General features: G+C 37.1%; 20 protein-coding genes. 14 read left to right on the top strand and 6 right to left on the bottom strand.

The window, feature by feature from the left end; genetic code table 11:
* Positions 1-35: 35 nt before the first annotated feature.
* Positions 36-2,210 (bottom strand): alpha-galactosidase, encoded by a 2,175-nt coding sequence (locus AC1PU0_RS15245; RefSeq protein ID WP_479998533.1) that lies wholly within the window; start codon positions 2,208-2,210, stop codon positions 36-38.
* A gap of 88 nt (positions 2,211-2,298) precedes the next feature.
* Between AC1PU0_RS15245 and AC1PU0_RS15240 the strand changes: the two genes are divergently transcribed.
* The 4 genes from AC1PU0_RS15240 (at position 2,299) to AC1PU0_RS15225 (ending at position 6,871) form a co-directional block, all read left to right on the top strand.
* Positions 2,299-3,114 (top strand): helix-turn-helix domain-containing protein, encoded by an 816-nt coding sequence (locus tag AC1PU0_RS15240; protein ID WP_479998532.1) that lies wholly within the window; start codon positions 2,299-2,301, stop codon positions 3,112-3,114.
* Positions 3,115-3,258: 144 nt separating this feature from the next.
* Positions 3,259-3,714, top strand: coding sequence for an arginine repressor (gene argR, locus AC1PU0_RS15235; RefSeq protein ID WP_069654982.1), 456 nt, complete (start codon positions 3,259-3,261; stop codon positions 3,712-3,714).
* 37 nt (positions 3,715-3,751) lie between these two features.
* The gene (locus AC1PU0_RS15230; protein ID WP_479998531.1) at positions 3,752-5,278 is read left to right on the top strand and encodes a phosphohexomutase domain-containing protein; all 1,527 of its coding nucleotides are present in this window, start codon (positions 3,752-3,754) and stop codon (positions 5,276-5,278) included.
* A gap of 651 nt (positions 5,279-5,929) precedes the next feature.
* Positions 5,930-6,871, top strand: coding sequence for a tyrosine-type recombinase/integrase (locus AC1PU0_RS15225; protein WP_479998530.1), 942 nt, complete (start codon positions 5,930-5,932; stop codon positions 6,869-6,871).
* A 161-nt stretch (positions 6,872-7,032) separates the two neighbouring features.
* On the opposite strand, the gene AC1PU0_RS15220 is transcribed toward AC1PU0_RS15225, so the two are convergent.
* Both AC1PU0_RS15220 and AC1PU0_RS15215 read right to left on the bottom strand, forming a co-directional pair.
* Complete coding sequence (locus AC1PU0_RS15220; RefSeq protein WP_069654993.1) at positions 7,033-7,893, bottom strand: RluA family pseudouridine synthase; 861 nt, start codon at positions 7,891-7,893, stop codon at positions 7,033-7,035.
* 503 nt (positions 7,894-8,396) lie between these two features.
* Positions 8,397-9,353, bottom strand: a complete 957-nt coding sequence (locus AC1PU0_RS15215) for an endo-beta-N-acetylglucosaminidase family protein (RefSeq protein WP_069654994.1) — start codon at positions 9,351-9,353, stop codon at positions 8,397-8,399.
* Between the two features lie 523 nt (positions 9,354-9,876).
* Between AC1PU0_RS15215 and AC1PU0_RS15210 the strand changes: the two genes are divergently transcribed.
* The 9 genes from AC1PU0_RS15210 to AC1PU0_RS15170 all read left to right on the top strand — a co-directional run bounded on the left by AC1PU0_RS15210 (position 9,877) and on the right by AC1PU0_RS15170 (position 20,822).
* Complete coding sequence (locus AC1PU0_RS15210; RefSeq protein ID WP_069654995.1) at positions 9,877-12,039, top strand: PBP1A family penicillin-binding protein; 2,163 nt, start codon at positions 9,877-9,879, stop codon at positions 12,037-12,039.
* Between the two features lie 68 nt (positions 12,040-12,107).
* Entirely contained in the window at positions 12,108-12,449 is a 342-nt protein-coding gene (locus tag AC1PU0_RS15205) for a YlbF/YmcA family competence regulator (RefSeq protein ID WP_069654996.1), read from the top strand.
* 206 nt (positions 12,450-12,655) lie between these two features.
* The gene (locus AC1PU0_RS15200) at positions 12,656-13,261 is read left to right on the top strand and encodes a CDP-alcohol phosphatidyltransferase family protein (protein ID WP_069654997.1); all 606 of its coding nucleotides are present in this window, start codon (positions 12,656-12,658) and stop codon (positions 13,259-13,261) included.
* 21 nt (positions 13,262-13,282) lie between these two features.
* On the top strand, positions 13,283-14,149 hold the full coding sequence (locus AC1PU0_RS15195; RefSeq protein ID WP_479998529.1) for a phosphatidylserine decarboxylase: 867 nt from the start codon (positions 13,283-13,285) through the stop codon (positions 14,147-14,149).
* On the top strand, positions 14,146-15,276 hold the full coding sequence (locus AC1PU0_RS15190; protein WP_479998528.1) for a metallophosphoesterase: 1,131 nt from the start codon (positions 14,146-14,148) through the stop codon (positions 15,274-15,276). The genes AC1PU0_RS15195 and AC1PU0_RS15190 overlap by 4 nt, the downstream gene beginning before the upstream one ends.
* Positions 15,277-15,447: 171 nt before the next feature.
* A complete protein-coding gene (locus tag AC1PU0_RS15185; RefSeq protein WP_206850010.1) occupies positions 15,448-16,680 on the top strand; it encodes a metallophosphoesterase family protein in 1,233 nt (410 codons plus the stop codon).
* Positions 16,677-19,373 carry an ATP-binding protein gene (locus AC1PU0_RS15180; RefSeq protein WP_479998527.1) on the top strand — a complete coding sequence of 899 codons (2,697 nt, stop codon included), beginning with the start codon at positions 16,677-16,679 and terminating at the stop codon, positions 19,371-19,373. The genes AC1PU0_RS15185 and AC1PU0_RS15180 overlap by 4 nt, the downstream gene beginning before the upstream one ends.
* 2 nt (positions 19,374-19,375) lie before the next feature.
* On the top strand, positions 19,376-20,320 hold the full coding sequence (locus AC1PU0_RS15175; protein ID WP_069655002.1) for a 3'-5' exoribonuclease YhaM family protein: 945 nt from the start codon (positions 19,376-19,378) through the stop codon (positions 20,318-20,320).
* Between the two features lie 22 nt (positions 20,321-20,342).
* On the top strand, positions 20,343-20,822 hold the full coding sequence (locus tag AC1PU0_RS15170) for an ASCH domain-containing protein (RefSeq protein WP_479998526.1): 480 nt from the start codon (positions 20,343-20,345) through the stop codon (positions 20,820-20,822).
* Between the two features lie 23 nt (positions 20,823-20,845).
* Here AC1PU0_RS15170 and AC1PU0_RS15165 read toward each other — a convergent pair whose 3' ends face one another.
* The 3 genes from AC1PU0_RS15165 to AC1PU0_RS15155 form a co-directional block, all read right to left on the bottom strand.
* The gene (locus AC1PU0_RS15165; protein ID WP_479998525.1) at positions 20,846-21,877 is read right to left on the bottom strand and encodes a peptidylprolyl isomerase; all 1,032 of its coding nucleotides are present in this window, start codon (positions 21,875-21,877) and stop codon (positions 20,846-20,848) included.
* A 297-nt stretch (positions 21,878-22,174) separates the two neighbouring features.
* Entirely contained in the window at positions 22,175-22,516 is a 342-nt protein-coding gene (locus AC1PU0_RS15160; RefSeq protein ID WP_111248165.1) for a YtxH domain-containing protein, read from the bottom strand.
* The gene (locus AC1PU0_RS15155) at positions 22,516-22,944 is read right to left on the bottom strand and encodes an HIT family protein (protein ID WP_111248166.1); all 429 of its coding nucleotides are present in this window, start codon (positions 22,942-22,944) and stop codon (positions 22,516-22,518) included. Before AC1PU0_RS15155 ends, AC1PU0_RS15160 begins: the two co-directional genes overlap by 1 nt.
* Before the next feature lie 135 nt (positions 22,945-23,079).
* On the opposite strand from AC1PU0_RS15155, the gene AC1PU0_RS15150 reads away from it, so the two are divergent.
* The gene (locus AC1PU0_RS15150) at positions 23,080-23,817 is read left to right on the top strand and encodes an ABC transporter ATP-binding protein (RefSeq protein WP_479998524.1); all 738 of its coding nucleotides are present in this window, start codon (positions 23,080-23,082) and stop codon (positions 23,815-23,817) included.

Here is a 23,817-nt window from a genome sequence, read left to right as displayed (position 1 = left end):
GATTCTGAAAATGAGTATAGAGATTTGTTAGCTAATTAATCAAGAACCGTCCAATGTTTATAGAAGCATTGGAAATCGCCTTTTATTCTTGGAACCAGTATTCCGGCATGATTTAATTCACTACCGCTGTATATGTTTCCTGTTTCCGTGTCTGTATAGTGTGCAGATTCGTCTAAATAGTTTGTTTTTAAGTATTGAACAGGTTGAGCGGGCTGGGCAAGACCATTGGAATAAACAAGTAAAGCCTCTGTTTCATTTTTAAATAACCATGCAGTAGCATATGTTGAATCAATTTCTTTGATTCGGTAGAATTGTCCAAATTGCAATAATCTTCGATGTTTTTTATAAAAGCTAATTTGGTCTTTTATTTCTGCTAGTGCTTGTGGAGACTGCTTTTCTATTGCCAGTTCGTAACCAAAATTTCCACTCATTGCAATTAGAAAGCGGCTTTCTAATGGTGTATTTCGGCCTACTTGATGGTTTGGAGTATCTGAAACATGCGCGCCCATCATGATAGGTGGATAAAGATAGCTGTATCCGTACTGGATTTTTGTTCGACATAATGCATCGGTATTGTCACTTGCCCAGGTTTGAGGCATATAAGCGACCATTCCAGGATCGAACCGTCCACCGCCGCTCGAGCAATTTTCAAATAATACATGTGGAAATTGTTTTGTTACTTCGGATAAAATATGATACAGCCCTAAAATATACCGATGACTGACTTCTTTTTGTTGATCATCTGGTAAAATAAAGCTGCCAACTTCAGTTAAGTGTCGATTCATATCCCATTTTATATAATCAATTTTATTCGAAGAAAGATAATTGCTTAATACCTGTATAAGGTACTCTTGGACTTGTGGTAAGCTTAAATTTAAGACAAGCTGTGCCTTTCCTTGGGTTTGAGGATACGCAGGTACTTGTAAACTCCATTCAGGATGTGCTTCGAATAAGCGACTTTTCACAGAAATCATTTCTGGTTCAAACCACAAACCAAATTTCATCTTCTGTTGATGTAGAATATCTGCAAAATGTTCAATCCCATTGGGCAGTTTAGTTTTATTGACAACCCAATCCCCTAAGGAAGAGGTATCATCTTCACGTTGCCCAAACCATCCATCATCTAAAACAAACAACTCAATCCCTAAAGCGCGTGCTTGTTTTGCTTGGCTAATTAGGTCCTCTTCTGTAAAATCAAAATAATTTCCTTCCCATGAATTAAGCAAAATTGGTCGTTCCTGTTCTTGCCAATATTCAGGTATTAAATACGTTTGGTACAATTTATGAAATGTTTGAGAAAGGGCGTTGAATCCTTGATTGCTAAAATTTAATACGACTTCAGGAGTTTGGAAACTAGACTCAGGCATCAATTTCCACTCAAACGTTTCGGGATTGATTCCTATCTGAATGCGTGTACTGCCATATTGTTCGACTTCGGCTTGGGCAACAAAATTTCCACTATAAATGAAATGAAATCCGTAAACCTGTCCTTGATCTTCATTTGTATAGCGATCGGCAAGTCCTAAAAACGGATGATGTTGCGGACTGCTCGTTCCTCTGGTGGAGCTTATTTTTTGGATTCCTGGATGAAGTGGTTGACGATGAATCGTCGCTTCATTCGTGTGTGAACCATTTAGTGTTAATAGATCGAAATCAGACCGTGGCAAGTCTAATAACATGGAGCCGGCATTTTCCAAATAAATAGGTTGTGATCCATTATTTCGATACTCAATACTGCGTGTAATGACTGGAAGATCATCATAAATGGTATAGCGAAGAACCATTTCAAGGGATTGGATTGGATCGATAAGATAGATTTCTACTGTTTGCTGCGTGTCCCCACGTAATGAAGGCAACCCTTTTAACGGATATTTGCCTTGTAAAATTTCAAAGCGATCATACACAAAATCTGTGATTCTAAAACCATCTAAATTTCGAAACTGGTAATTACTTACCCGATAATCTAAACTCCCTTGTGTACTTGTTTCAAGAGGTAAGGCGTTTAAGGAAAATGTTCGTTCTTCACTGATTGGGTTCGTAGCAAAACCTCGATCGATATACTGCAATTGGTTGACTTGATGGTAGTTGTTTAAATAGGGACCGAAATATCTATGGGTAAGATATTTTTCTTTTTCGATGCCAATGATATAGCTTATTTTATGATTGCTTAAATGGAAAATATTTTGTGAATCATCGAAATATATTGTCATATCAATCATTCCTTTTCGGTTGTTATGTATATAGTATCGAGTATAATAGAACGGAACAAGACGAAATAATTTTAAGGAGGGTAATAAATTGCGAAATTTTGTTCGGCAATTCCATTATACAGATGAGCAACATTTGCCGATCATTCGTGGAGTTGGTATAGGTGAGGGCAGTAGTACGTATCATTGGGATGCTCGTGTTCGAAAAGAACAGCTGATCGTTTTGCAGGTAACATTAACAGGGGAAGGGTTCATAGAAATGGGAGGAAGAAGAATTTCTCTAACAGAAAACAACGCCTTTTTTGCTAAAATACCTGGGAACTATCGCTATTTCGGTGAGGAATGGCAGTTTTTATTTATCGAATTTTCAGCTATAATGACGCAATGGCTCGATACATCCATTTCTATTATCGAATTATCAGCAGATTTGATTGAAAGACTTAGAAGGGTTGTCCTTGATCTAAAAGATCGTGAGTTGAGTGCAGTACAAAATGCTAAAATCGCATTTGCACTTTTTTTAGATATTAAAGAAACTATTCAAAACCAAATTCGACAAAAAACGGATGAGATTCAGGCGGTGAAAATATACATTGATACTCATTATTTTGAAGATATAAGTTTAGATTTCCTATCTGAAAGATACATGATGTCCAAGTATACATTAATTCGTCAGTTTGAAAAAGTCTACAAATCATCACCCATAAATTATTTAAAACAGGTACGGATTATTCAGTCTCTGTCGTTATTATGGGAAGAAGAAGCGATTGCCCAAGTTGCAAGAAAGGTTGGATTTTCAACGGGAAATTATTTTAGTAAAGTATTTAAAAAGGAGATGGGAATGTCGCCAAGTGAGTATAGAAGGCAAAAAGAAATTTATTATCCACGTGAATCAATAAATCAAAAGTGAATTCTGTAAGGAAGCGTCTTTTGGAAAAAAGTAGTGAAGGATTGTCATAATTTTTCTAAATAAAGTAATTTTTACCAAAAAGAAATGCAAATTCCCCAAACTTTCGCTATAATAAAGAAAATAACCAAAACAGGAAGTGGAAAGATGAAAAAAGCAGACCGACAACGGTTGATCAAACAACTGATCACAGAAAATGAAATAGAAACCCAAGATGACCTAATTGCACTGCTTGAACAATCTGGTGTCAAAGCAACCCAAGCTACTGTCTCAAGAGATGTACGTGAAATGAGCATCGTTAAAACTCACGGCTCAGATGGTCGAGTAAAGTATGCCCTATTCTCTCAACAACAAGCATCTAGTAGTGAGGAAAAACTAAAAGAATCTGTGAAAGATTCAGTGATTCGGATGGAACGGGTTCAATTTATGGTAATCGTCCACACAGATATGGGCGCAGCAGATGTTGTTACTAATTTTTTAGATGAAGTCAGTTATGAAGAAATTGCAGGAACGGTCGCAGGCGTTGATACGATTATTATTATTGCTCGTTCGGAAGATGACGCAGTAGCTGTTGTTGAACGTTTTCAAGCGATGATGGATTAAACCTAACCAATCAAAAAATGAAGGGAGAGTTGGTTACATGAATTTGAGAGCGTTACAAAACGGATCGGATATAAGAGGGATAGCGGTCAATCATGAGGACAAAAAAGCGAACCTAACACCAGTGCAAGTCGGGAAAATTGCAGTTGGAATGGTTCATTGGCTTCGTGATGAGAAAAATTTAGCTGAAAAACATCAATCGGGAAAATTGAAAATCGGTATCGGTCATGATAGCCGAATTTCAGCAGATAGTTTGAAACAAGCGTTGATAGACAGTTTTGTTCAACAAAACGTTGAAGTATTAGATTTTGGTTTAGCGACAACGCCAGCCATGTTTATGGCTACTCAATTTCCTCAATATGAGTGTGATGCGGCGATTATGATTACTGCAAGCCATTTGCCTTATTATTTTAACGGATTGAAGTTGTTCACTAAATCTGGCGGAGCAGAAAAAGCGGATATTGTCTATATTTTAGAACATGCGGACAACCCTCCCCTTGAAGTGAAAGGCTCAGTAACCAAAACCTCGATTTTAGAGGACTATTCTGTTGATTTAACAGATAAAATTCGTAAAGGGATGGATACGATAGAAGAAAAACCTCTCACTGGTTTTCATATTATAGTAGATGCTGGTAATGGCGCAGGTGGTTTTTTTGCAGAAAACGTTTTAGCTAAACTTGGAGCAGATGTCACAGGTTCGCAATTTTTAGAACCCGACGGCATGTTCCCTCATCATATTCCTAATCCAGATAATAAAGAAGCGATGGCAAGCATCCAACAGGCTGTTCTGAAAAATAAAGCAGATTTAGGTGTGATCTTTGACACAGATGTGGATCGCTCTGCTGTAGTAGATGCTTCTGGTGAAGTGATCAATCGAAATAATTTGATTGCGGTGCTAGCAACAATTGTTTTAACTGAATATCCAGGCAGTAGCATTGTAACGAACTCGCCAACCTCAAGTCATTTGAAAGAGTTTATCGAGTCAAAAGGGGGCTCACAAGTACGTTATATTTCTGGTTATCGCAATGTAATCAATAAAATGATTCAACTCAATGATGAGGGGATCACTACACCGTTAGCAATCGAAACAAGTGGACACGCTGCTTTCAAAGAAAACTATTCTTTAGATGATGGGGCGTATGTAATTGCTAAAATTCTGATGTTGTTACCTAAATTAAAAAAAGAAGGGGAAACACTTGGGGATTTGATCAGCTCATTAAAACAACCAGCTGAAACCCAAGAATTACGCTTTGAAATTCTAGCAAGAAATATTCGTGAGTATGGGGAACAAATAATACGAGAGTTGTGTGGTTTTGTCGAAAGGCAAAGAGGTATGACCATCGATCCAGAAAATCATGAGGGACTGCGAGTGACTGTTTCTGATGATTATGGTAGCGGATGGTTTTTATTACGGTTGAGTTTGCATGAACCATTACTAGTGTTACAAGTCGAAAATGATCAAGCTGGAATGAATCAAAAGGTTTTGGAGAAATTAGCGGACTATTTTGAAGCAATCCCGAATATAGATTTAGATAAATTAAATCAAATCTTAAGTTATAAAAAATAAATATAAAAGTTAAGATTTTTCAACAGAGTGAATTTTTTTACTCTGTTTTTTTATTCTCATAAATTATTTTTTTAATAAAAATTAAATGTATAATCTATCGGTCGATAAAAAACAAGTTATTTAAACCGCATATGCTGTTACTTTATGTTTAAAATAATTTATGCATCTAAGCACTATTTGCTGAAGGACATAAGTCTGTTTTTTTCACATAAGTGTTGATAAATAGGGCTTAAAACAAAAAATGTTTGATTAATTCTGAATATTAATTGTACAAGCTGTTTAAATAGCCTGTTTGATGTATCAAGTATTTAAACTCAAATGCCAAAAAAACTTTGCATATTTTTGTTATTTTATTTATAATACAAATAAAAAATAAAAGTCTTCTTGTTTTCAGTTAAAACAAGAAGCGCTTGAAAATAAATATTTAATATTTAACGTATGTATCTATTCTATTGTTTTGTAATTGAGAAATCAATAGTAGGGACGAGAAAATAATACTGTGAATTTTCTTTTTTTTGAGGAAATTTTAAAAAAATGAGAAAGAAGAAATACTTTACTTTTTAGCAACAAATTTAATGGATTTAAGAATAATCGGGTGGTTTTTACCGCCGTCAGATTCGCCGTCAATAAGTATAGAAAGGATTTGTTTTTTTGGCTAAAGGTGAGAATATTTACAAACGAAAAGATGGACGCTGGGAAGGGCGTTATCCTAAAGCAAGAAAAATAGATGGAAGCATCCATTATGGTTATGTTTATGCTCGTTCGTATCGAGTAGTGAAGGAACAATTACTCGATAAAAAGGCACAGAAACCATTTCACTATACTGGAGAGGTCAAAGAATTTCATGGAAGATTTGGTGAATGGGCAAATCTTTGGTTAACTGAGATTATGGCACCGAATATAAAAGAAAGTACCTATGCCAGTTATAGTAGTAAACTTCAAGTGCATGTTTTACCTAGCTTGGAAAATCGCGCTTTAAAGAAAATTACAGCTTTAGATATAGAAAAGCTAGTCAAACGGTTAGCACACTCGTTAGCAACTAGCTCTATTCGTATTGTATTTCGTATCGTAAAAAGTTGTTTTGAAGCGGCTAAAGAGCGTGACTACATATACATGAATCCTTGTGAGCGAATCATATTATCGAAAGTAAATAAACAAAAAGTTCAAGCGTTAACACGAGAACGACAAAGAGCAGTAGAGGCTGAAAGTAAAAAAACAGAACAAGGATTGCCGATCTTACTAGCTTTAGAAACAGGAATGCGTATAGGCGAAATTTGCACATTAAAATGGGAAGATATAGATTTTGACTCATCCGTGTTAAAAGTTCAGCGAACGAAGCAGCGCATTGCCTTACCCAACTTAGCAGGTCAGCGAACCAAAATTGTTGAAACAATTCCTAAAACGGTTAATGCTAGTCGTTCAATTCCACTATCTCAAAAGATAAAAGAAGCCCTATTACATTGGAAAAAGCAATCAAACTCAGAGTATGTGGTAACTGCCAACGAACATTCCGTTGAACCAAGAACAGTGAGTTATCGCTTTGAACGAATCAAACAAAAAATTGGTGAAGAACTAAGTTTTAAAATGGAATGATTGATGAAAAAGACATTATTGGTGTTGTTGAAGCAAGAGTGTTCCCGGTATATAAATGGAGGTCCTATTGAGTAACGTATAGGCAGTTGTTCCAATATAAAACGAAAAATAGAGTATACAGACATTTTTAGTTGACTGTCTACTCTATTTTTGACGTGTCCTTACCATAAACTATGTTCTGTAATCACTTTGATTTGCTCTTTGCTGAATGGGTGTATTAGATGTAGCTCATAAGCGTGTAGCATCAAACGTCCACTGGGTTTTGGATGATACAAAGGATCTCCAATGATAGGATACCCAATACTGGCTAAATGCACGCGTATTTGATGGGTTCTACCGGTTTCCAAAATGCAATAAAGAGTTGTTTGGTTTGTCTTTTTCGCATAAGAAGCAATGTCAACATGAGTAACCGCGATATCCCCACGTCGCTCATCCACCACTCGTTTTCGTCGATCATGCCGATCACGCCCAATTCTTTTTCGAATCGTTAAAGACTCGTTTAAATGACCTGAGACAATTGCTTGATAGCGTCGGTAGATTTGCTTGCTTTCTAATAACCGTCCTAAAATTGGCAATACAAAAGGATTTTTAGCAAATAAAATCGCCCCACTTGTTTCTTTATCCAACCGATGAACCACGTAAGGAGTTTGATTTTTAGGGGCTAAGTAAGCAGCTAAATGGTTCAGTAGCGTGTCCTGTTCATCCGGTTGATTAGGATGGGTTTTCATTCCAATCGGTTTATTCAAAATAATCAACTGTTCATCTTCAAAAAGTACATCAACGTTCGAATTATTGCCCAAAAGGATCTTAGGTGTGGGGTAGTCTTCTGGTTCGAACTGTAAAGTAATGACATCCCCACTTTTTACAGGGAAATGGAACAAAGCAGTTTCGCCATTGATCGAAACATTTTTTCGAGTACGTAAAAAATGACGTACTTTACGAGGGACTAGCCATTCTTGTTCGAGTAATTCTCGAACGGTTTGTTCTTTAAAATGCTGAGGTAACTGGATGGATAATTCCATTGGTGTCCCACCTTTTCAATAGTGTTCTCTCATAGTTTAACAAATGAAAGGATAAGTTCAAGTGGTTAGGTAGAATTAAAGCGGCTGATGATGAAGAAATCAATTTTTGAAAAGAATTAACAGAAAGGCGTCAGTTTTCCATGGTTACTTTTTTGAGTTATAACAACTTACAAATCAGGAAAATATGCTGTTCTTTTGGGATTTGTCTAACGTTGTGTAGTCTGGAAATAGTAATGATGCACAAGTAAGGAAACGTTGCTCACTGCGTTCGCCAAGTACTGTTTATTATCCGCTAGGGCAAAGCCAAGGGCAGTGACGAAAAAAATACCCGTCCTTTGGGGAAGGACGGGAAAAGGAGTTAAAAATGAAAAAGTGTTTTGTTAAGGTTGTTAGTTAGTATACATATATAATACAAATCAAATATGAATTTTTTGTGTATTAATTTACTCAAAACTGTAAAATTTTTCTAAAGAAGTGTTTAAGTTTCAAACAAAACACCCTAATTAGTGGGTATTCATCGTATTGATCAAACGTTTTGTCCAGCTGAAATCGGTTTTTGTGATTGTATCATCCCCAAATTGTTTACCATCACGATCAATCGCATAGACAAACATTCCGCCTTTTTGACCCTCTTTTGGATGCCATTTTGCATAAGAATACGCACGACTTGTTTCGTAAGGTTCTACCGTATCGTTCCATCTATTGTGGTCCTGTTCTTCTGGGAAGGAGATCCCTGGAAGAAATTGTTGTGGCGTCACAGAACTTTTATAAGTATTCCAGGTCTTATCTAAAGAACTAGCTGGGCGACCATAGGCTTGGATAAAAAGATAATCAACATAAGAAGCAACTTTTTGAAATAAAGAATGATTGTCTTTATTAGTGTCATAAATCAACAACTTTCCGGTATTAGCATTAGGACCTAAGTGTTGAGATAACGCTTTGAATGTCCCAGCAGCCATTGCTTCTTGTTTAGCTGTTAAACTAGACTCCATATCGATATCTAGTCCGTCCAGATTCCATGGCGTAAGATAGGTATCTATTAATTGTTGCGCATATCGATCATATTCTTCAGTGGTTGGTATTGCACCTGCATGAGGGACATTCCAAACTTCTCTAATATCGATCGTTCGAATAACGCGCGTTCCTCTAGCATGTAATGTCGGAACATAAGTATCTCTTAATGTATCCCAAAATTTCTGTTGATTGGTACCTGGGTTTACATAATGAAAAACAGAGACGATAGCTACGCCTTCAGGAATATCAGTCATCGCAGTGACATTTTGATCAGGTAACGTTGAATTTGCATCATGAGGCATCGTCACGTCTCGCCAGGTACGATAGTAAGCCATCATAACTGGCTCTTTTGGAGATGCTTGTACGGCGTTGGCTTGTGTAGATACTAAACTAAAGCTTAGTAGAAAGAAAACTGGAACAAGGAATGACGCTAACTTGTTAGACATAAAAAACGCTCCTCTTCATTTTTTGTAAAACGTTTACATTTCGGGAAAAGTGTAGCACAAAAAATTCTTTAAACACAAGTGCAAGGAGCTCTCAGCAACAATATAGGTAGAACTTTCATTTCGTTTGGTTTTAATTGAAAACTTTCTCAAGACAAAAAGAGACCCACTCTTTGGGGAAGAGTGGGAAAAAGGAGTTAAAAAATGAAAAAGTGTTTTGTTAGGGTTGTTTGTTGGTATACTTATATAATAAAGGCAAAATATGAATTTTTTATGATTAAACTTTTTATAAAGTAGCACTTTTTTACAACGAAAATAAGAATTTATACGTTAAATAGTTATTCTACTCCGTGAGTTCTATGATTTCTTGATGGATTCTTAACCTTTTCTACATAAAAAGAAAAGAAAAACGTGTTAAAATAGGCAAAACAAAATTTATGTGCATTATTCATGCTAAAGCCGTATGAATAAGAGTAGCTTTCTATGTTAAAATGGCTTAGAAACTTTTATATAAAGAGGGAGCACTATGGACGTTAAAACAATTATGGGAAAAATAAAATCTGGTTTCCAACGCTTTTGGACGTGGATCAAACCGTATCTTGTTCGTTTTCACTATTGGAGAAAGCGGATTTGGAAGAAATATCAAATTAATAAAATCATTTTACTTTTAGGTTTGGTAGCTGTTTTAGTAACTAGTATCTATCTATTCACTTTAGCAAAATCAGCGAATGTCGGTGCGTTGAAGGCCGGTCTAGAAGAGTCAACGGTTATTTATGATAAAAATGGAGAGCAGGCTGGAAAATTATTTGGTCAAAAAGGGACTTTTGTCACCATAGATCAGATTTCACCATTCGTTAAAGATGCCTTGATCTCAACTGAGGATCGAAACTTCGAAACACATCATGGGTATGATATCAAAGGACTTTTACGAGCAGTAGTTGGAAAGTTGAGTCTTGGTATGATAGGTGGCGGTGGTGGTGGTAGTACCATCACACAGCAACTAGCTAAAAATGCCTACCTGACGCAAGAGCAAACTATGACACGTAAAGCGAGAGAATTATTTTTAGCGATTGAAATCGAGAAAAAATACGATAAATCACAAATTTTAGAAATGTATCTCAATAATTCATATTTTGGTAATGGGGTTTGGGGAATTGAAGATGCCTCTCACAAATATTTTGGTGTTAGTGCCAGTGAATTGTCAGTCGGCGAAGCAGCCACTTTGGTCGGAATGTTGAAAGGCCCTGGAATCTACAATCCACTAGATTATATTGACAATGCAGTAAATCGTCGTAATACGGTTTTACAGTTGATGGTCGATAACGGGAAATTATCCCAAGGTGAAGCAGATGCGCAAGCAGGAGTCGAGATGGCTAGCTTATTGAATGACAATTATTCTGATCAAAATTCAGATTATAGATATCCGTATTACTTTGATGCAGTCATCGATGAAGCGGTCAATCAACATGGCTTAAAAGAAGAAGATTTATTGAATAAAGGCTATAAAATCTATACAGCATTAGACCAAAACTATCAAAAAGCGATGGAACAAACCTATGCGAATGACGCCTTATTCCCGCCAAATGCAGAAGATGGCGCAATGGTGCAAAGTGGTTCTGTTGCGCTAGATCCAAAGACAGGCGGAGTTCAAGGGGTTGTAGGTGGACGTGGCGAACATGTATACCGAGGATTTAACTTTGCGACTCAAACGAAACGGTCACCAGGGTCATCCTTGAAACCAATTTCAGTTTATACACCTGCATTAGAATCAGGAATGAAGCCCAATAGTATTTTAGAAGATAAACCACAAGAGTATTATCCTGCTGAAAACTACAGCCGCACAAACAGCGGTGAAGTGACGATGTACCAAGCGTTAGGTGAAAGTTTGAATCTCCCAGCCGTTTGGACGTTGCATAAAATTGGGTTGGACAAAGGCTTTGAAAAAACAGAAAAATTTGGTATTCCTTTAGCCCAAGAAGATAAGTATTATGGATTGGCTTTAGGGGGCTTGAAAACGGGTGTTTCTCCGTTAACGATGGCAAATGCTTATAGTCCATTTGCCAATGGCGGTGTTCAGTCAGAAGCGCATTTGATCAACAAAATCGTTGACTCTACGGGAGCGGTCATCGTTGATAATACGAATGCTAAAACGAAACAAGTTATCACAAAAGATACCGCAGACCAAATGACGAGTATGCTTTTAGGCGTATTCAGTTCAGGAACTGGGATGAATGCTGATCCAGCAGGCTATGTCATGGCTGGGAAAACTGGAACCACAGAAACGAACTTTGACACCGATAAAACGAATGACCAATGGGTTGTCGGATACACACCTGATGTGGTAGTTGCGACATGGTTAGGCTTTGAACAAACGAGTGAAAGTCATTACTTACAAGGTAGCAGTGCCACGCACGCTTCGACTGTTTTCAGTAACCAGACGCAAGGAATATTACCTTATACGACACAAACACCATTTACTGTAGCGGATGCTTATGCTACAGGAGGCGTCGTACAGCCAGCAGGTGAAGTACCAACTAATGATAATAGCGATGCCTGGAAAGACAGTGTCAAAGATATTGGCGGTCAAGTCAAAGAAGGTGCGAAAGATATCGGCGGTAAACTCAAAGAGGGCTGGGACAATGCGAAAAATGGTCTTAAAGACTTTTTGGGTGGTTTAACAGGAGAATAATCGGTTTGAAAACGAATCAAAGAATGGTACAATCAAAGAGAAGAATCTATAGAAACGAGGGAGATTGAATGAGTAATATTTATGATACAGCCAATCAAGTAGAACGCGAAATCCGCGAAATGGAAGAATTTAAAGCCTTAGAACAAGCGTATGCAGATGTAAAAGCAGATGAAGAAGCGTACAAATTATTTAAAGAATTCCAAACGTTCCAACAAGGACTACAAGAAAAACAAATGCGTGGTGAGGAATTTTCAGAAGAAGATGCTGAAAAAGCTCAAGCTTTGGCAACGGAAGTTCAAAAAGCAGAAGTCATCAATCAATTGATGCAAAAAGAACAAGCATTTAGCCTGATCGTGAATGATTTAAACCGTATTATCATGACACCGATTCGTGATTTATATAACGATTAAGTGCTAAATAGAGAAGGGGTTAAAGATAGTGGACACGGAATATCTTCCGCTATCTTTATCCTCTTTTTTTAGTGGATTACACTAAGGGGAGAGACTGCACTTATTTCTGGCACTAAAAACATATAAAATGTCAAAAAATCTCCCAAATTCGGTAACTTTAATGATATAGTAATACTAAACGAAAAAAGAATTGGGGAACAAATTGTATGATTGGTATTTATGATTACACAGTTATTCTAACTTATGGAAATGCCATTTTTTCTATAATCGGAATGTATTTAGCGTTAACGCAGCATATCGTTGAAGCAATTTTTTGTTTAGTCCTTTCTGGGATTTGTGATATGTTTGACGGATTCGTCGCAAATCTTAAAGAGCGTACAAAAAGCGAGATGTGCTACGGTATTCAAATCGATTCACTTGCTGATTTGATTAGTTTTGGGGTTTTCCCAACAGTTCTAGGTTATGCTTCAGGACTGACACAAGGAATTTATTTGCCATTATTTGCATTTTATATTTTAGCTGCTTTGATTCGATTAGCCCACTATAATGTAACGGAAATGGAAAGAAAGGAACAAGCCGACGGTTGTCGAGAATATTACGAAGGGCTGCCGGTAACAAGCAGTGCAGCATTGATTCCGTTGTTATTTTTTGCTGCGGGTCGTTTCCATATAGCAATCACACTTGTTTATCCAGCGGTGCTGTTGATTATCGGATTCTTATTTATTTCAAAGGTAAAAATCAAAAAAGTCGATCCTAGAAAATTAGCTTTCGGAGCCTTAGTTGGCGCTGTTGTTGCTTTTTTTGTTCGTTAAATTGTTCAAAGGGGAAAATAGATGGAGAAGCACTTTAAAACAAAGCCTATCACTGAAAATGATAGCTGGTCATTAAACTTTTTATATAAAAATCCGATTGGACGCTTTATTCTAAAAGGACTCATCCAACCACCGCTTACAAAAGTGGCTGGAGCTTATTTAAATAGCTCGCTTTCAAAAGCAATGATCAATCCGTTTATTCAGAAAAACGAGCTTCAAATGGACGAGTATGAACCGATGGTCTATCGTTCATTCAACCATTTTTTTATGCGTGAAATCAAACCTGAAGCACGTGTTTTGTCCCAAGAAAAGACAGTGTTGAGTGCGCCTTGTGATGGCAAGGTCACAGTCTATCCAATCAGTGCAGACCAAACATTCAAAATCAAACGATCAGAATATGCTCTGTCGGAGTTACTTGATAGCACAAGCCTTGCCCAAGAATGGCAAGGCGGCTGTGCTGTCATTTTTCGTTTAACACCAGATGATTATCATCATTATTATTATATTGATGAAGGAACTATTTTAGCGCAGCAGGAAATAGCGGGAGTGTTTCATACTGTACAGCCGATAGCAGTTCATAATGAACCGGTCTTTTCGAGAAATGCAAGAGAAGTTACGATTATCGAAACGAACCACTTTGGGAAAATCGCTCAAATCGAAGTCGGTGCTCTAATGGTTGGGAAGATCAAAAATCTGAAAAATTCCGGCGGTTGTCAGCGTTTTGAGAAAAAAGGCTGGTTTGAATTTGGTGGCTCAACAGTAATCTTGCTATTCCAAGAAAATCAAGTGACGATTGATCCGGACATTTGGTCAAATACCGAAAATAATCTCGAAACAATCGTGAAATTCGGACAAATCGTGGGTAAAAAAGCTGGAGGACAGGCATGAATAAATTAGTATTTTTACTTATCGGAGGATTATTCCTCTTGAGTAATTTTTACATCGGGAAACTATTTTTGTCCATACTTGAACAGTTTTCATTTTTTAAGTATTCATTTATTGTATGGGTCATCATTAGCGTATTTTCGATTGCATCGTTGCTGACAATGTTCTTATTTGATGCAGATGTGGGCGGTATTGTCGGGAAAATGGGTAGCTACTGGTTATCATTTTGGTTTTTATCGTTGGTTATTTTTGGTTTGACAGACTTGATCTTAAAAATTACTAGAAAAATCACTCTGCTTCATTCAAAGACCGAACTGATGGTTTGGGTAGGGGCGGCGTTACTGGTTTTTGTGCTATTTTGCTATGGCTCATGGCAGGCGCAGCAAATCAAGACGGTGAGTTATCAAGTGGTGATCAATGAACCAACCAATCAGCAACAGAAAAAAATCAATGCTGTGCTGATCAGTGATTTGCATTTAGGGTATGTCAACGACGTGAAGAAGTTGGGCAAAATCGTGAATAAAATCAATCAACTACATCCAGATATTGTGTTTATTTCAGGTGATTTATTTGATGGAAATTATAATGCATTACAAGATCCACAAGGGATGGAGAAAGAATTCAAACGTCTTTCGTCTACTTACGGAACCTATCTATGTTGGGGCAATCATGACGCTGGAGAAACGTTTGAGAAGATGAGAGCACTTGTTGAGGAGTCAAACATCACGTTACTTGAAGATGAAATGACCGTGGTAGGTGAAGAGATTTTAGTGGTCGGTAGAAAAGATAGTCGGCCGATTGGATCACAAGATGGTGGTAGAAAAAACATGCAAGAACAATTCAAAAAAGTAGGCAACAAACTTCCAAAAATCATCTTAGATCATCAACCTTCAACGATTGAAGAGTATGAGCAGGCGAATGAATTGATTCTTTCAGGACATACACATCAAGGGCAAATTTTTCCATTTAATTTAGTTACAAAAGCGTACTTCACTGTGGATTATGGCTATTATCGTAAAAATAAAAATAGCCCCCAAGTCATCGTGTCTTCTGGTGTTGGGACATGGGGCCCGCCGATGCGAATCGGAACGCAAAGCGAAATTGTTCAAATCGAGATTTTAACAAACTAAGATAGAGCGAATAGAGGCTGGAACGAAACTCATAGAGTTGGATTTCAGTCCCTTTCTTTTTTATCTCTTCAAAAAAATAAAAAACGAACAAATTTTCGTATATTTTTACTGACCGCTTCTTAATAAAATGATATGATTAAAGAAAACAATTAGGGCGAATAGGAGGATCTAATGAAAGTATTGCATACGGCAGATTTACATCTGGATCGGTCTTTTGAAGGCCTAAAAAATAGTCCAAAACAAATCGTTGAAAAACTACAACAAGCGAATCACGAAGTAATCACAGCGATTGTTGATATAGCACTAAAAAATCAGGTAGATGCAGTGATTTTTGCTGGGGACACCTTTCATCAAAGTCGAACTTCGATCCGAACACAAGCATACTTTATTGATGAAATGAAGCGGTTGGATCAAGCGAAAATTCCTGTGATCATGTCATTTGGAAATCATGATTATTTTGTAGCTGAGCGCTATTGGTTTGATTTTCCGAAAAATATGTTCCTTTTTCAGAAAGAGCAAGTCGAGACACATTATTTTATGACAAAGAATCAAGAAAAAGTAGCCGTCACAGGATTTAGTTATGAACATCCTTGGATCAATGAAGATAAACTAGCGACTTTTCCCACTAAGGATTCATCGGTAGACTTACATATCGGAATTTATCATGGTGATACAACGAATAATGGTCAGCAGAATTATGCACCATTTTCATTCAGTGAGATGAAAAATAAGGGGTATGATTATTGGGCATTAGGGCATATTCATCAGCCGCAGGTAGTGAGTGCAGCCCCTTTGATCGTCTATCCAGGAACACCGCAAGGACACACGAAAAAAGAACGAACAGTTCAAGGTGTCGCTATCGTATCAATAGAAGCTGGGCATGCGACGGTTCGATTTGAATCGGTAGCTCGAGTCAGTTGGCAAGTGGAAAAGTATTCATTGCGACATGCAGGAAGCTTACAAGAGGCATTGGTTATTCTTCAGGATCTTCTGTTAAAGAATGAACTGAACCAAGGACAGCTGGTTTTAAAAGAGATCCAATTAGCAGATACACAGCATTTAGGTGAAGAATTTCGTCTCTCTTATGAAAATGGAGAATTACTTCAATATCTACAAGCAACGCTAGTACAGCAAACAAATCAGGCAATATATTTATTTCGAGTAGAGGTATTGAACAACAATCTGGATAAAAAGGTTGTGATCACTGCAACACCAGAGTTGTTGAATCAACTAGAAAAAATCTATTTGCAACCAGATATATTCTCAAATACGTTACAGGAACTGACGCAAAATCCGCTATTTTCTTCAGTTGTACAGATTAATGAAGAGTGGCGTGAGCGCAGTCTTGAACATGCCGATCAAAAGATCAAGGAAGATTTTGTCATTCAGGAGGATCAGCCATGAAACTCATTGCAATAGAACTTGTTGGATTTGGTAAATGGCAACAACATAAAATTGAGTTTCTACCAAAAAATCAATTATTATTTGGTGCAAATGAAGCTGGAAAATCAACGATTTATCAATTTATTCAAGCAATGCTTTTTGGTTTTCCGGCCAAAGGAAAACGAAAAAAAGATTATCAACCGAAAAATGGTGCAGCCTATGGAGGGCGTTTATGGTTTGCTCATCCAGTTTATGGAGAAGTGCAAGTAGAACGTTTCAAAGGGCAAAATAAAGGACAAGCTAAAGTGTATTTTAATGATCAAATAGGAGACGAGGCACTGCTGGAAAAGATGATTCATCCACTAACGAAAGAGCTATTTCAGTCAGTCTTTACTTTCCAACAGGAACAACTTAGCCAATTAGAAAAATTAAATGAAGAAGAACTGCAAACCTCGTTGCTTTCTTTAGGTCTGTCTGGAAGTCAGCAACTATTATTGAGCAGAGAAGATTATTTTAAGAGTGCTCAAACGATTTATAAAGGCAAAGGCAGTCAACCACCATTAAATCAAAAACTGCATGCTTACCAAAAACTACAACAGCGTATCAATGACAAAGAACAGCAAGAGAGACCTTTTCAACAATTGAATGTAGAACTATCAGATACGGAGCATCAGATTGCGACACAACGTCAAGCGGCTCAAGAAATTAAGAATCAGCTAGCGCTGGTTGAAAAACAAGTAATGAATTTACCTTTATACGAAGAGCTGCAATCGATCGAGCAAGCCAAAACAACTGTTCTATTAAAACCAGAAGAGCAAGAGGAACTGCTTGCCATCTACCAGCAGCATCGCTTTTTGAGTGAAGAACTAACTCGTTTGAATCAAGAGATTGCTGCGCAAAGTGAGACAGAGGATCATAATGAGGACTATCAGTTTTATTTAAAAGAAGAAGAACAGATTCAGCAATTACTGAATCAACGATATGATATTGATAAATTACTTTCTGAAATCAGTTGGATGACCCAATCCTTACAGCAAAATCAGCAAGAAATGTTTCCTTTAGAAAGACAATGGGGTTGGAATTCAGAGACACCTCCGCAACTATCTTTTGAAGAGCAAGTGGTCAAGGAGATGAGAGAGGAAATCGTTGCCCGAGCAGTCAAATTACAGACCACTCAGACTGATTTACAGTTGTTGGAAGAAGAAATCACGACACGTGAGGACAATTTAAGCACGTTTGAAACAATCAATAAAGAAATGTTTCGGAAAAATCATCGTCAACCTAAAAAGGCAGTTAATTTTGTTTTTTGCGGATTTGCAGGAATTATTGTATTGCTGAGTTTCTTTTTACCCGTACCAATTCGGTATGGCGCATTCTTTTTAAGTGCAGGACTTTTGATTGCAGGGGTATTACCGCTCTTTCATCAACCCAAAGATAACTATGAAAATGAAAAACGGCAATGGCAAGAAAAGTTATCACAATTGGATTATTTAAATGATCAATTAGTAAAAATAAAATCGGAAATCAAAAAAATTCGTGAAGAAGAAACAGAAATGGCACGATTTATTGCTCAAAAAGTGAAGGAAAACAATTTAGGGCGTATGGATCAAGTCGAGTTTTGGGTGACTCATCGTACCGATATTACCCGTTATTTGATTTTGCGCAATACAAATCAAGAGCTTGAACATCAATTGAAAGAGGATCAAAAACGTGTAACAGTATTAGCAGAACAAACTGAACGCTATACAGCACGCCTACCGATCGCTGGAACATCATTGGCGGAAAGAATCCGTGTAATCAGTAACTTTGCGGATAAAATGGAGAAAGTGCGTTTTGCCCAAGAATATCAGGCAGATGCTTATTCACGTCAGACGATTCGCGAAGTCAAAGAAAAACAGCAGCAAGTGATCGACCAAGCTAGACCCATGTTACAACGGTTCCAGATAGGATCAATCAACGAGATTCCAGAAATGGTTCAAAGCTACCAAAAAGCTACAGCTAATCACAAACGAAAACAAGAACTACAAACAATGCTAGTAGGCTTATACCCTGATTCGAGTGAGCCAAAACAATTCCCATCCTCACAAAGAGAATTGGCACAAAGCCTTGATGAGATAGAAGCGTGTATCCAACAATTGCAAGAAAAAGAACAAAAAATTCTTTATCAGCGGCAACAAATGTTGTCTGATGGCACGCTAGATGAGCTTTATCAGGAACAGACCGAGCTGAAAACAGAAATCGAAGAACTTGCTTTAGATTGGTCAGCTTATCAATTGTCTGGTCAGTTATTAATGGATCTGTTAAACGAGTTATCAGAAAAACAACTACCGAATTTATTAAAAAAAGCGACGGATTATTTTAAACTCTTGACCCGAAATGCATATCGAGGAATTCAATTGCATGAAGAGCAATTGATCGTGATTCGTGAAGATCAGCAACGGTTTATGTTGCACGAACTATCTACAGGTACTAGAGATCAAGTTATTATGGCTGTTCGTTTTGCGTTTCTTTCTTTACAAGAGCAGCGTAATTTATGCCCGATTATTATAGATGATGGCTGGTTGCATTACGATAGTCAAAGAAAAGAACAACTAGCACAACTATTTGCCGTTTTTTCGGAACATCAGCAAGTGATTTGTTTTTCTTCTGACCAAGAAATGGTAAGCTATTATAAAGAGTTAAAACAACCGATTATTGAACTAGAAGGAGCATAAGTATGAAAAAAATCCGTGAACTGTCTGTAGATGAGATGTTTGAATTATTTCTGTTGATCAAAAATGCTGATGTACGCGTAGCAAAAAATGGCAAAAAATTTATTGCCTTTACTTTTCAAGATACGTCAGGTACGATCGATGGGAAATATTGGGATGCTTCAGAAGAAGAAATCAGCCGTTTTACAGCGGGAAACGTTATTCTTTTAAATGGGAAAAGAGAAGTATATCAGGGGAATCCCCAAGTAAAAATCATTCATATGCGTGTTGCGCGACCAGATGAGCCTTGTCAGCCAACCCTATATATGGAAAGAGCACCATTGAAACGAGAAGATATGGTTGAAGAAATCAATCAAACGGTATTTGAAATCACCAATGCACATTGGCAACGAATCGTTCGCTATTTATTAACGCAGTACCAAAAAGAATTTTTTGATTATCCAGCAGCGAAACGGAATCATCATGCTTTTGCAAATGGCTTAGCATACCACACAGTTTCTATGCTTCGTTTAGGGAAAGCAATCTGTAAAGAATACAATGAATTAAATGCAGCACTACTTTATTCGGGTATTATTTTACACGATTTGGGAAAAGTCAAAGAATTGTCTGGAGCTATGACCACTGAATATACCCTTTCAGGAAATCTGATCGGTCATTTAGTTCTTGTAGATGAAGAAATTACGAAAGCTTGTATTGCGTTGAAAATCGATGAGAATGATGAAGATGTGATTGTGTTACGTCATATGGTTTTAGCACATCATGGTTTATTGGAATACGGGTCACCTGTTCGCCCACGAATCATGGAAGCGGAAGTATTGCATCAAATCGACAATATTGATGCATCAATCCAAATGATGTTAGGCTCAGTCCGTCAAACAGAACCAGGACAATATACTGATCGTATCTTTGGGTTAGACAATCGTAGTTTTTATGTGCCGAAAGATATTTAAGTAAATGAGGCGGGAGATAAGAATGAATCAATCCGTGGTAGCGTTATGGACACAATTTAAAAATCAATATGGAATCACGCATGATGAGTATCAAGCTTGGGCTTTTGGCAATTCTTCGAAGATGGCCGATGAACTGTTAGCTCATGTTCTCAGAAAAGAAAAGACTGGTACGTCGTCTTTACATCTTTTGTATGAACAAGGTTTTGAAGAGGAGAGGTTACCAGAAGTTGGGGATTATAGTGTGCTGTTGGATGGCAATGACCAAGCACAAGCAATTATTTGCACAAGAGTAGTCGATATTCTACCTTATTCTCAAATCTCCGAAGTGCATGGCTATCTAGAAGGCGAGGGGGATCGGACATTACAGTATTGGCGCAATGTCCACCAACCGTTTTTTGAACAGGAGTTACAGGTGAATGGGCTACCTTTCTCTGAAGATATGTTGATTGTTTATGAACTTTTTGAATTGGTTTTTCAAAATAGTGCACAAAAAAAGAGATGACTATCATCTCTTTTTTGTTGTGCTTATTTAGAAGATTCTTCTGTTTTGCTTGATGAATCTTTAGATTTTTCAGAGTCGCTTGATTTAGATTCTTTTTCTTTAGAAGAAGATTCTTTTTCTTCTTTCTTAGAAGAATCGCTTGATTTAGCTGAATCTTTTGTTTCAACTAAGCCGGCTAAAACATCTTTAAAGGCATCGTCTTTGATTTTAACGTTTGCTTCAGTTAAAACTTCTGATGTCACTTTTTGAGTAAATTCTTGATCGTTTTGTTTTGCTGTTTCAGCAATTTCTTTCAACTCTTTTTTGTAAGGAGTCATGTCATTGCCTTTTTCTTTGTTTTTAATCATTTTTACAATAGTGAATGTTGATTGGTAACCAGTTGCATCAGTTGCTTGGATTGGTTCAGAAACTTCACCGTCTTTTAATTTGAAAGCAGCTGTTTTAACTGGTTCAGAAATTGTTTCTGTTTGAGAATCAAATTTCACTTTGCCGCCGTCTTTTTTAGTGGCTTCATCAGTTGATTTTTCTTTAGCGATTTTAGCGAAGTCGCCACCATCATCTAATTGTTTTTTGATTTCTTTTGCTTCGTCCTCAGTAGCAACTTGGATAATTTGTGCTTCAACTTCTGGGTGGAAAGTTTCCCAAGCAGCTTTTAAATCAGCATCAGTAATTTTGATGTGTGCTTTGATCCCAGCTTGATAAGCTAAGCTTTGTTTGATTTGTTCTTTATAGCTTTTCTCTGTAAGACCTGCTTGTTTTAATTGATCCGCAAAGTTTCCGCCTTGGGCTTCAATATTTTTTTTAGTTTCGTCAAATTTAGCTTGAACCTCTTTGTCTGAAACATCTTTGCCGTATTTTTGATCAAATACTTTGAAAATGATCATTTGTTGAACTGTTTGTTGGCTTTGTTGACTTGATTTGGTTTGGTTGTAGAAATCATCAACAGTGATTGTGCCACCTTTCATTGTTGCGATGTCTTGTGAACCACCTGTACAAGCAGCTAAGGCGAAAATACTGAACATACCTGCTGCAGCTAAGATTAATTTTTTCTTCATTCTTGTAAGCACTCCTAAGTTTGTTTTATTTTTTATTATGTAGAAATAATTTCTCACGGTTATAACTATAACACACTATGTTTCATAAAAGAAATACGTAAGCAATAGTTTCGAAAAAATTTCGAATTTAGGACACAATTTCATCTATAAAAACGGGGGGTTTTAAAAAATTAAGTCTAAATTTCGAGTTTTACTGGGGAATAAAGCCGAAGAAAGGAAGGAAAGTAAAAAAAGGGTGTGTAACCAACGTATAGTTCACGTAGGTCACACACCTTAAAGACTTCCTCTCAAAAGTGATTAATCTTGTGACGTTGCCTCAGGTAATTCCTCTTGGATTTTTTCAACTTGTTCTTGGATTTGGTCTAAACGTGGCTCTGCTTGGAACATGAAATTTTCAACGTCTTGGTTGACACCATCGATGAATGGCTCGATATACATATCAGCAGCGGCTTGGAATGCCTGCGCTGATTCTTTGAATTGATCTAATTTTTCAGTAAAATCCTCTTTTAAATCAGACCAATCTTCTAGTTCATCGACAAATTTTTGACGAGTAGCCTTACCACTTCTTGGGGCAAAAAGTAACCCGCTAGCAGCACCAACGACGGCTCCGAATAACATTCCTTTAGAAAATTTTCCCATTATTGTTCCACCTGCTTCATGATTTTTTCAGCTATTTCCTGCATTTCTTCAGAAGAATAGGTTTCCTGATTATTGCCAAAATGAATAGAGAAGTCATCTGTTTTCCCATAACGAGGTATTAAATGGATATGAGAGTGAAAAACAGATTGATAGGCTAATTCTTTATTATTGTTGATAATGTTTAATCCTTGCATTTCTGGAAATGCTTTTTCCAAAGCTCTCGCTACTTTAGGAACACGAGCAAAAACGTCGCCTGCAAGGGCTGGATCATACTCAAAAATGTCAGTTACGTGTTCTTTAGGAACAAGTAAAGTATGGCCTTTGGTCACTTGAGTAATGTCTAAAAAGGCGTAAACCTTGTCGTCTTCATAAACTTTATAACTTGGAATTTCCTGATCAATAATCTTGCAAAAAATACAATCTGTCATGGTTTCCCTTCTTTCTTTTTGTTGTTTCTTTTACTTTACCATACCTTGAAATTTATTTGGGAGGAAAAGTTCATGAATCCTTCAAAAAGTTCGTGGTATAATAGAATCATGATAAAATAAGTTGGAGGAAATAAAATGAGTTTAATGATCGAACATTTAACAGGAGGCTATGGCCATATTCCTGTATTAAAAGATATTAATTTTGAAGTGAAATCAGGCGAAATGGTAGGTTTGATCGGTCTAAACGGTGCTGGCAAGAGTACGACGATCAAAAACGTGATTGGTTTATTAACACCCCAAAAAGGAAAAATTTCCATCGATGGCGAGACGTTGAAGCAACAACCGGAAAGTTATCGAAAAAAAATTGGGTATATTCCTGAAACGCCTTCTTTATATGAAGAATTAACCTTGCGAGAACATATTGAAATTACTGCAATGGCGTATGATATCCCGATTGAAGAAGCTTTTAAACGGGCAGATACATTATTAAAAACCTTCCGTTTAGAAAATAAACTAGACTGGTTTCCCGCTAATTTTTCAAAAGGGATGAAACAAAAAGTCATGGTTTTATGTGCTTTTTTGATCAAACCGAGTTTATATATCATTGATGAACCATTTTTAGGCCTAGATCCTTTAGCGATTCATGCGTTGTTAGAATTGATGGATGAAATGCGCAATCAAGGAGCAGCCATCTTGATGTCAACGCATATTTTGGCTACTGCTGAGCGCTATTGCGATCGTTTCGTTGTCTTACATGACGGTGAAGTTCGAGCAGTAGGCTCAATGGAAGAGTTACGTGAAGAGTTTAGTTTACCTGGTTCTTCATTAGATGATATTTATATTGCACTGACAAAAGAAGAAAAGGTGGGTTAA

The organism is Enterococcus sp. XAF26B05_ASV22 (assembly GCF_056727285.1).
Note: the sequence above shows the minus strand (reverse complement) of the source record. Positions and strands in the feature narration are given on the sequence as shown.

Bases quoted from the DNA above. Each gene is read 5' to 3' on its own strand.
- AC1PU0_RS15245 (WP_479998533.1), bottom strand. From the start codon at position 2,210: ATGACAATATATTTCGATGATTCACAAAATATTTTCCATTTAAGCAAT.
- argR (WP_069654982.1), top strand. From the start codon at position 3,259: ATGAAAAAAGCAGACCGACAACGGTTGATCAAACAACTGATCACAGAA.
- AC1PU0_RS15230 (WP_479998531.1), top strand. From the start codon at position 3,752: ATGAATTTGAGAGCGTTACAAAACGGATCGGATATAAGAGGGATAGCG.
- AC1PU0_RS15220 (WP_069654993.1), bottom strand. From the start codon at position 7,893: ATGGAATTATCCATCCAGTTACCTCAGCATTTTAAAGAACAAACCGTT.
- AC1PU0_RS15215 (WP_069654994.1), bottom strand. From the start codon at position 9,353: ATGTCTAACAAGTTAGCGTCATTCCTTGTTCCAGTTTTCTTTCTACTA.
- AC1PU0_RS15210 (WP_069654995.1), top strand. From the start codon at position 9,877: ATGGACGTTAAAACAATTATGGGAAAAATAAAATCTGGTTTCCAACGC.
- AC1PU0_RS15205 (WP_069654996.1), top strand. From the start codon at position 12,108: ATGAGTAATATTTATGATACAGCCAATCAAGTAGAACGCGAAATCCGC.
- AC1PU0_RS15200 (WP_069654997.1), top strand. From the start codon at position 12,656: ATGATTGGTATTTATGATTACACAGTTATTCTAACTTATGGAAATGCC.
- AC1PU0_RS15195 (WP_479998529.1), top strand. From the start codon at position 13,283: ATGGAGAAGCACTTTAAAACAAAGCCTATCACTGAAAATGATAGCTGG.
- AC1PU0_RS15190 (WP_479998528.1), top strand. From the start codon at position 14,146: ATGAATAAATTAGTATTTTTACTTATCGGAGGATTATTCCTCTTGAGT.
- AC1PU0_RS15185 (WP_206850010.1), top strand. From the start codon at position 15,448: ATGAAAGTATTGCATACGGCAGATTTACATCTGGATCGGTCTTTTGAA.
- AC1PU0_RS15180 (WP_479998527.1), top strand. From the start codon at position 16,677: ATGAAACTCATTGCAATAGAACTTGTTGGATTTGGTAAATGGCAACAA.
- AC1PU0_RS15175 (WP_069655002.1), top strand. From the start codon at position 19,376: ATGAAAAAAATCCGTGAACTGTCTGTAGATGAGATGTTTGAATTATTT.
- AC1PU0_RS15170 (WP_479998526.1), top strand. From the start codon at position 20,343: ATGAATCAATCCGTGGTAGCGTTATGGACACAATTTAAAAATCAATAT.
- AC1PU0_RS15165 (WP_479998525.1), bottom strand. From the start codon at position 21,877: ATGAAGAAAAAATTAATCTTAGCTGCAGCAGGTATGTTCAGTATTTTC.
- AC1PU0_RS15160 (WP_111248165.1), bottom strand. From the start codon at position 22,516: ATGGGAAAATTTTCTAAAGGAATGTTATTCGGAGCCGTCGTTGGTGCT.
- AC1PU0_RS15155 (WP_111248166.1), bottom strand. From the start codon at position 22,944: ATGACAGATTGTATTTTTTGCAAGATTATTGATCAGGAAATTCCAAGT.
- AC1PU0_RS15150 (WP_479998524.1), top strand. From the start codon at position 23,080: ATGAGTTTAATGATCGAACATTTAACAGGAGGCTATGGCCATATTCCT.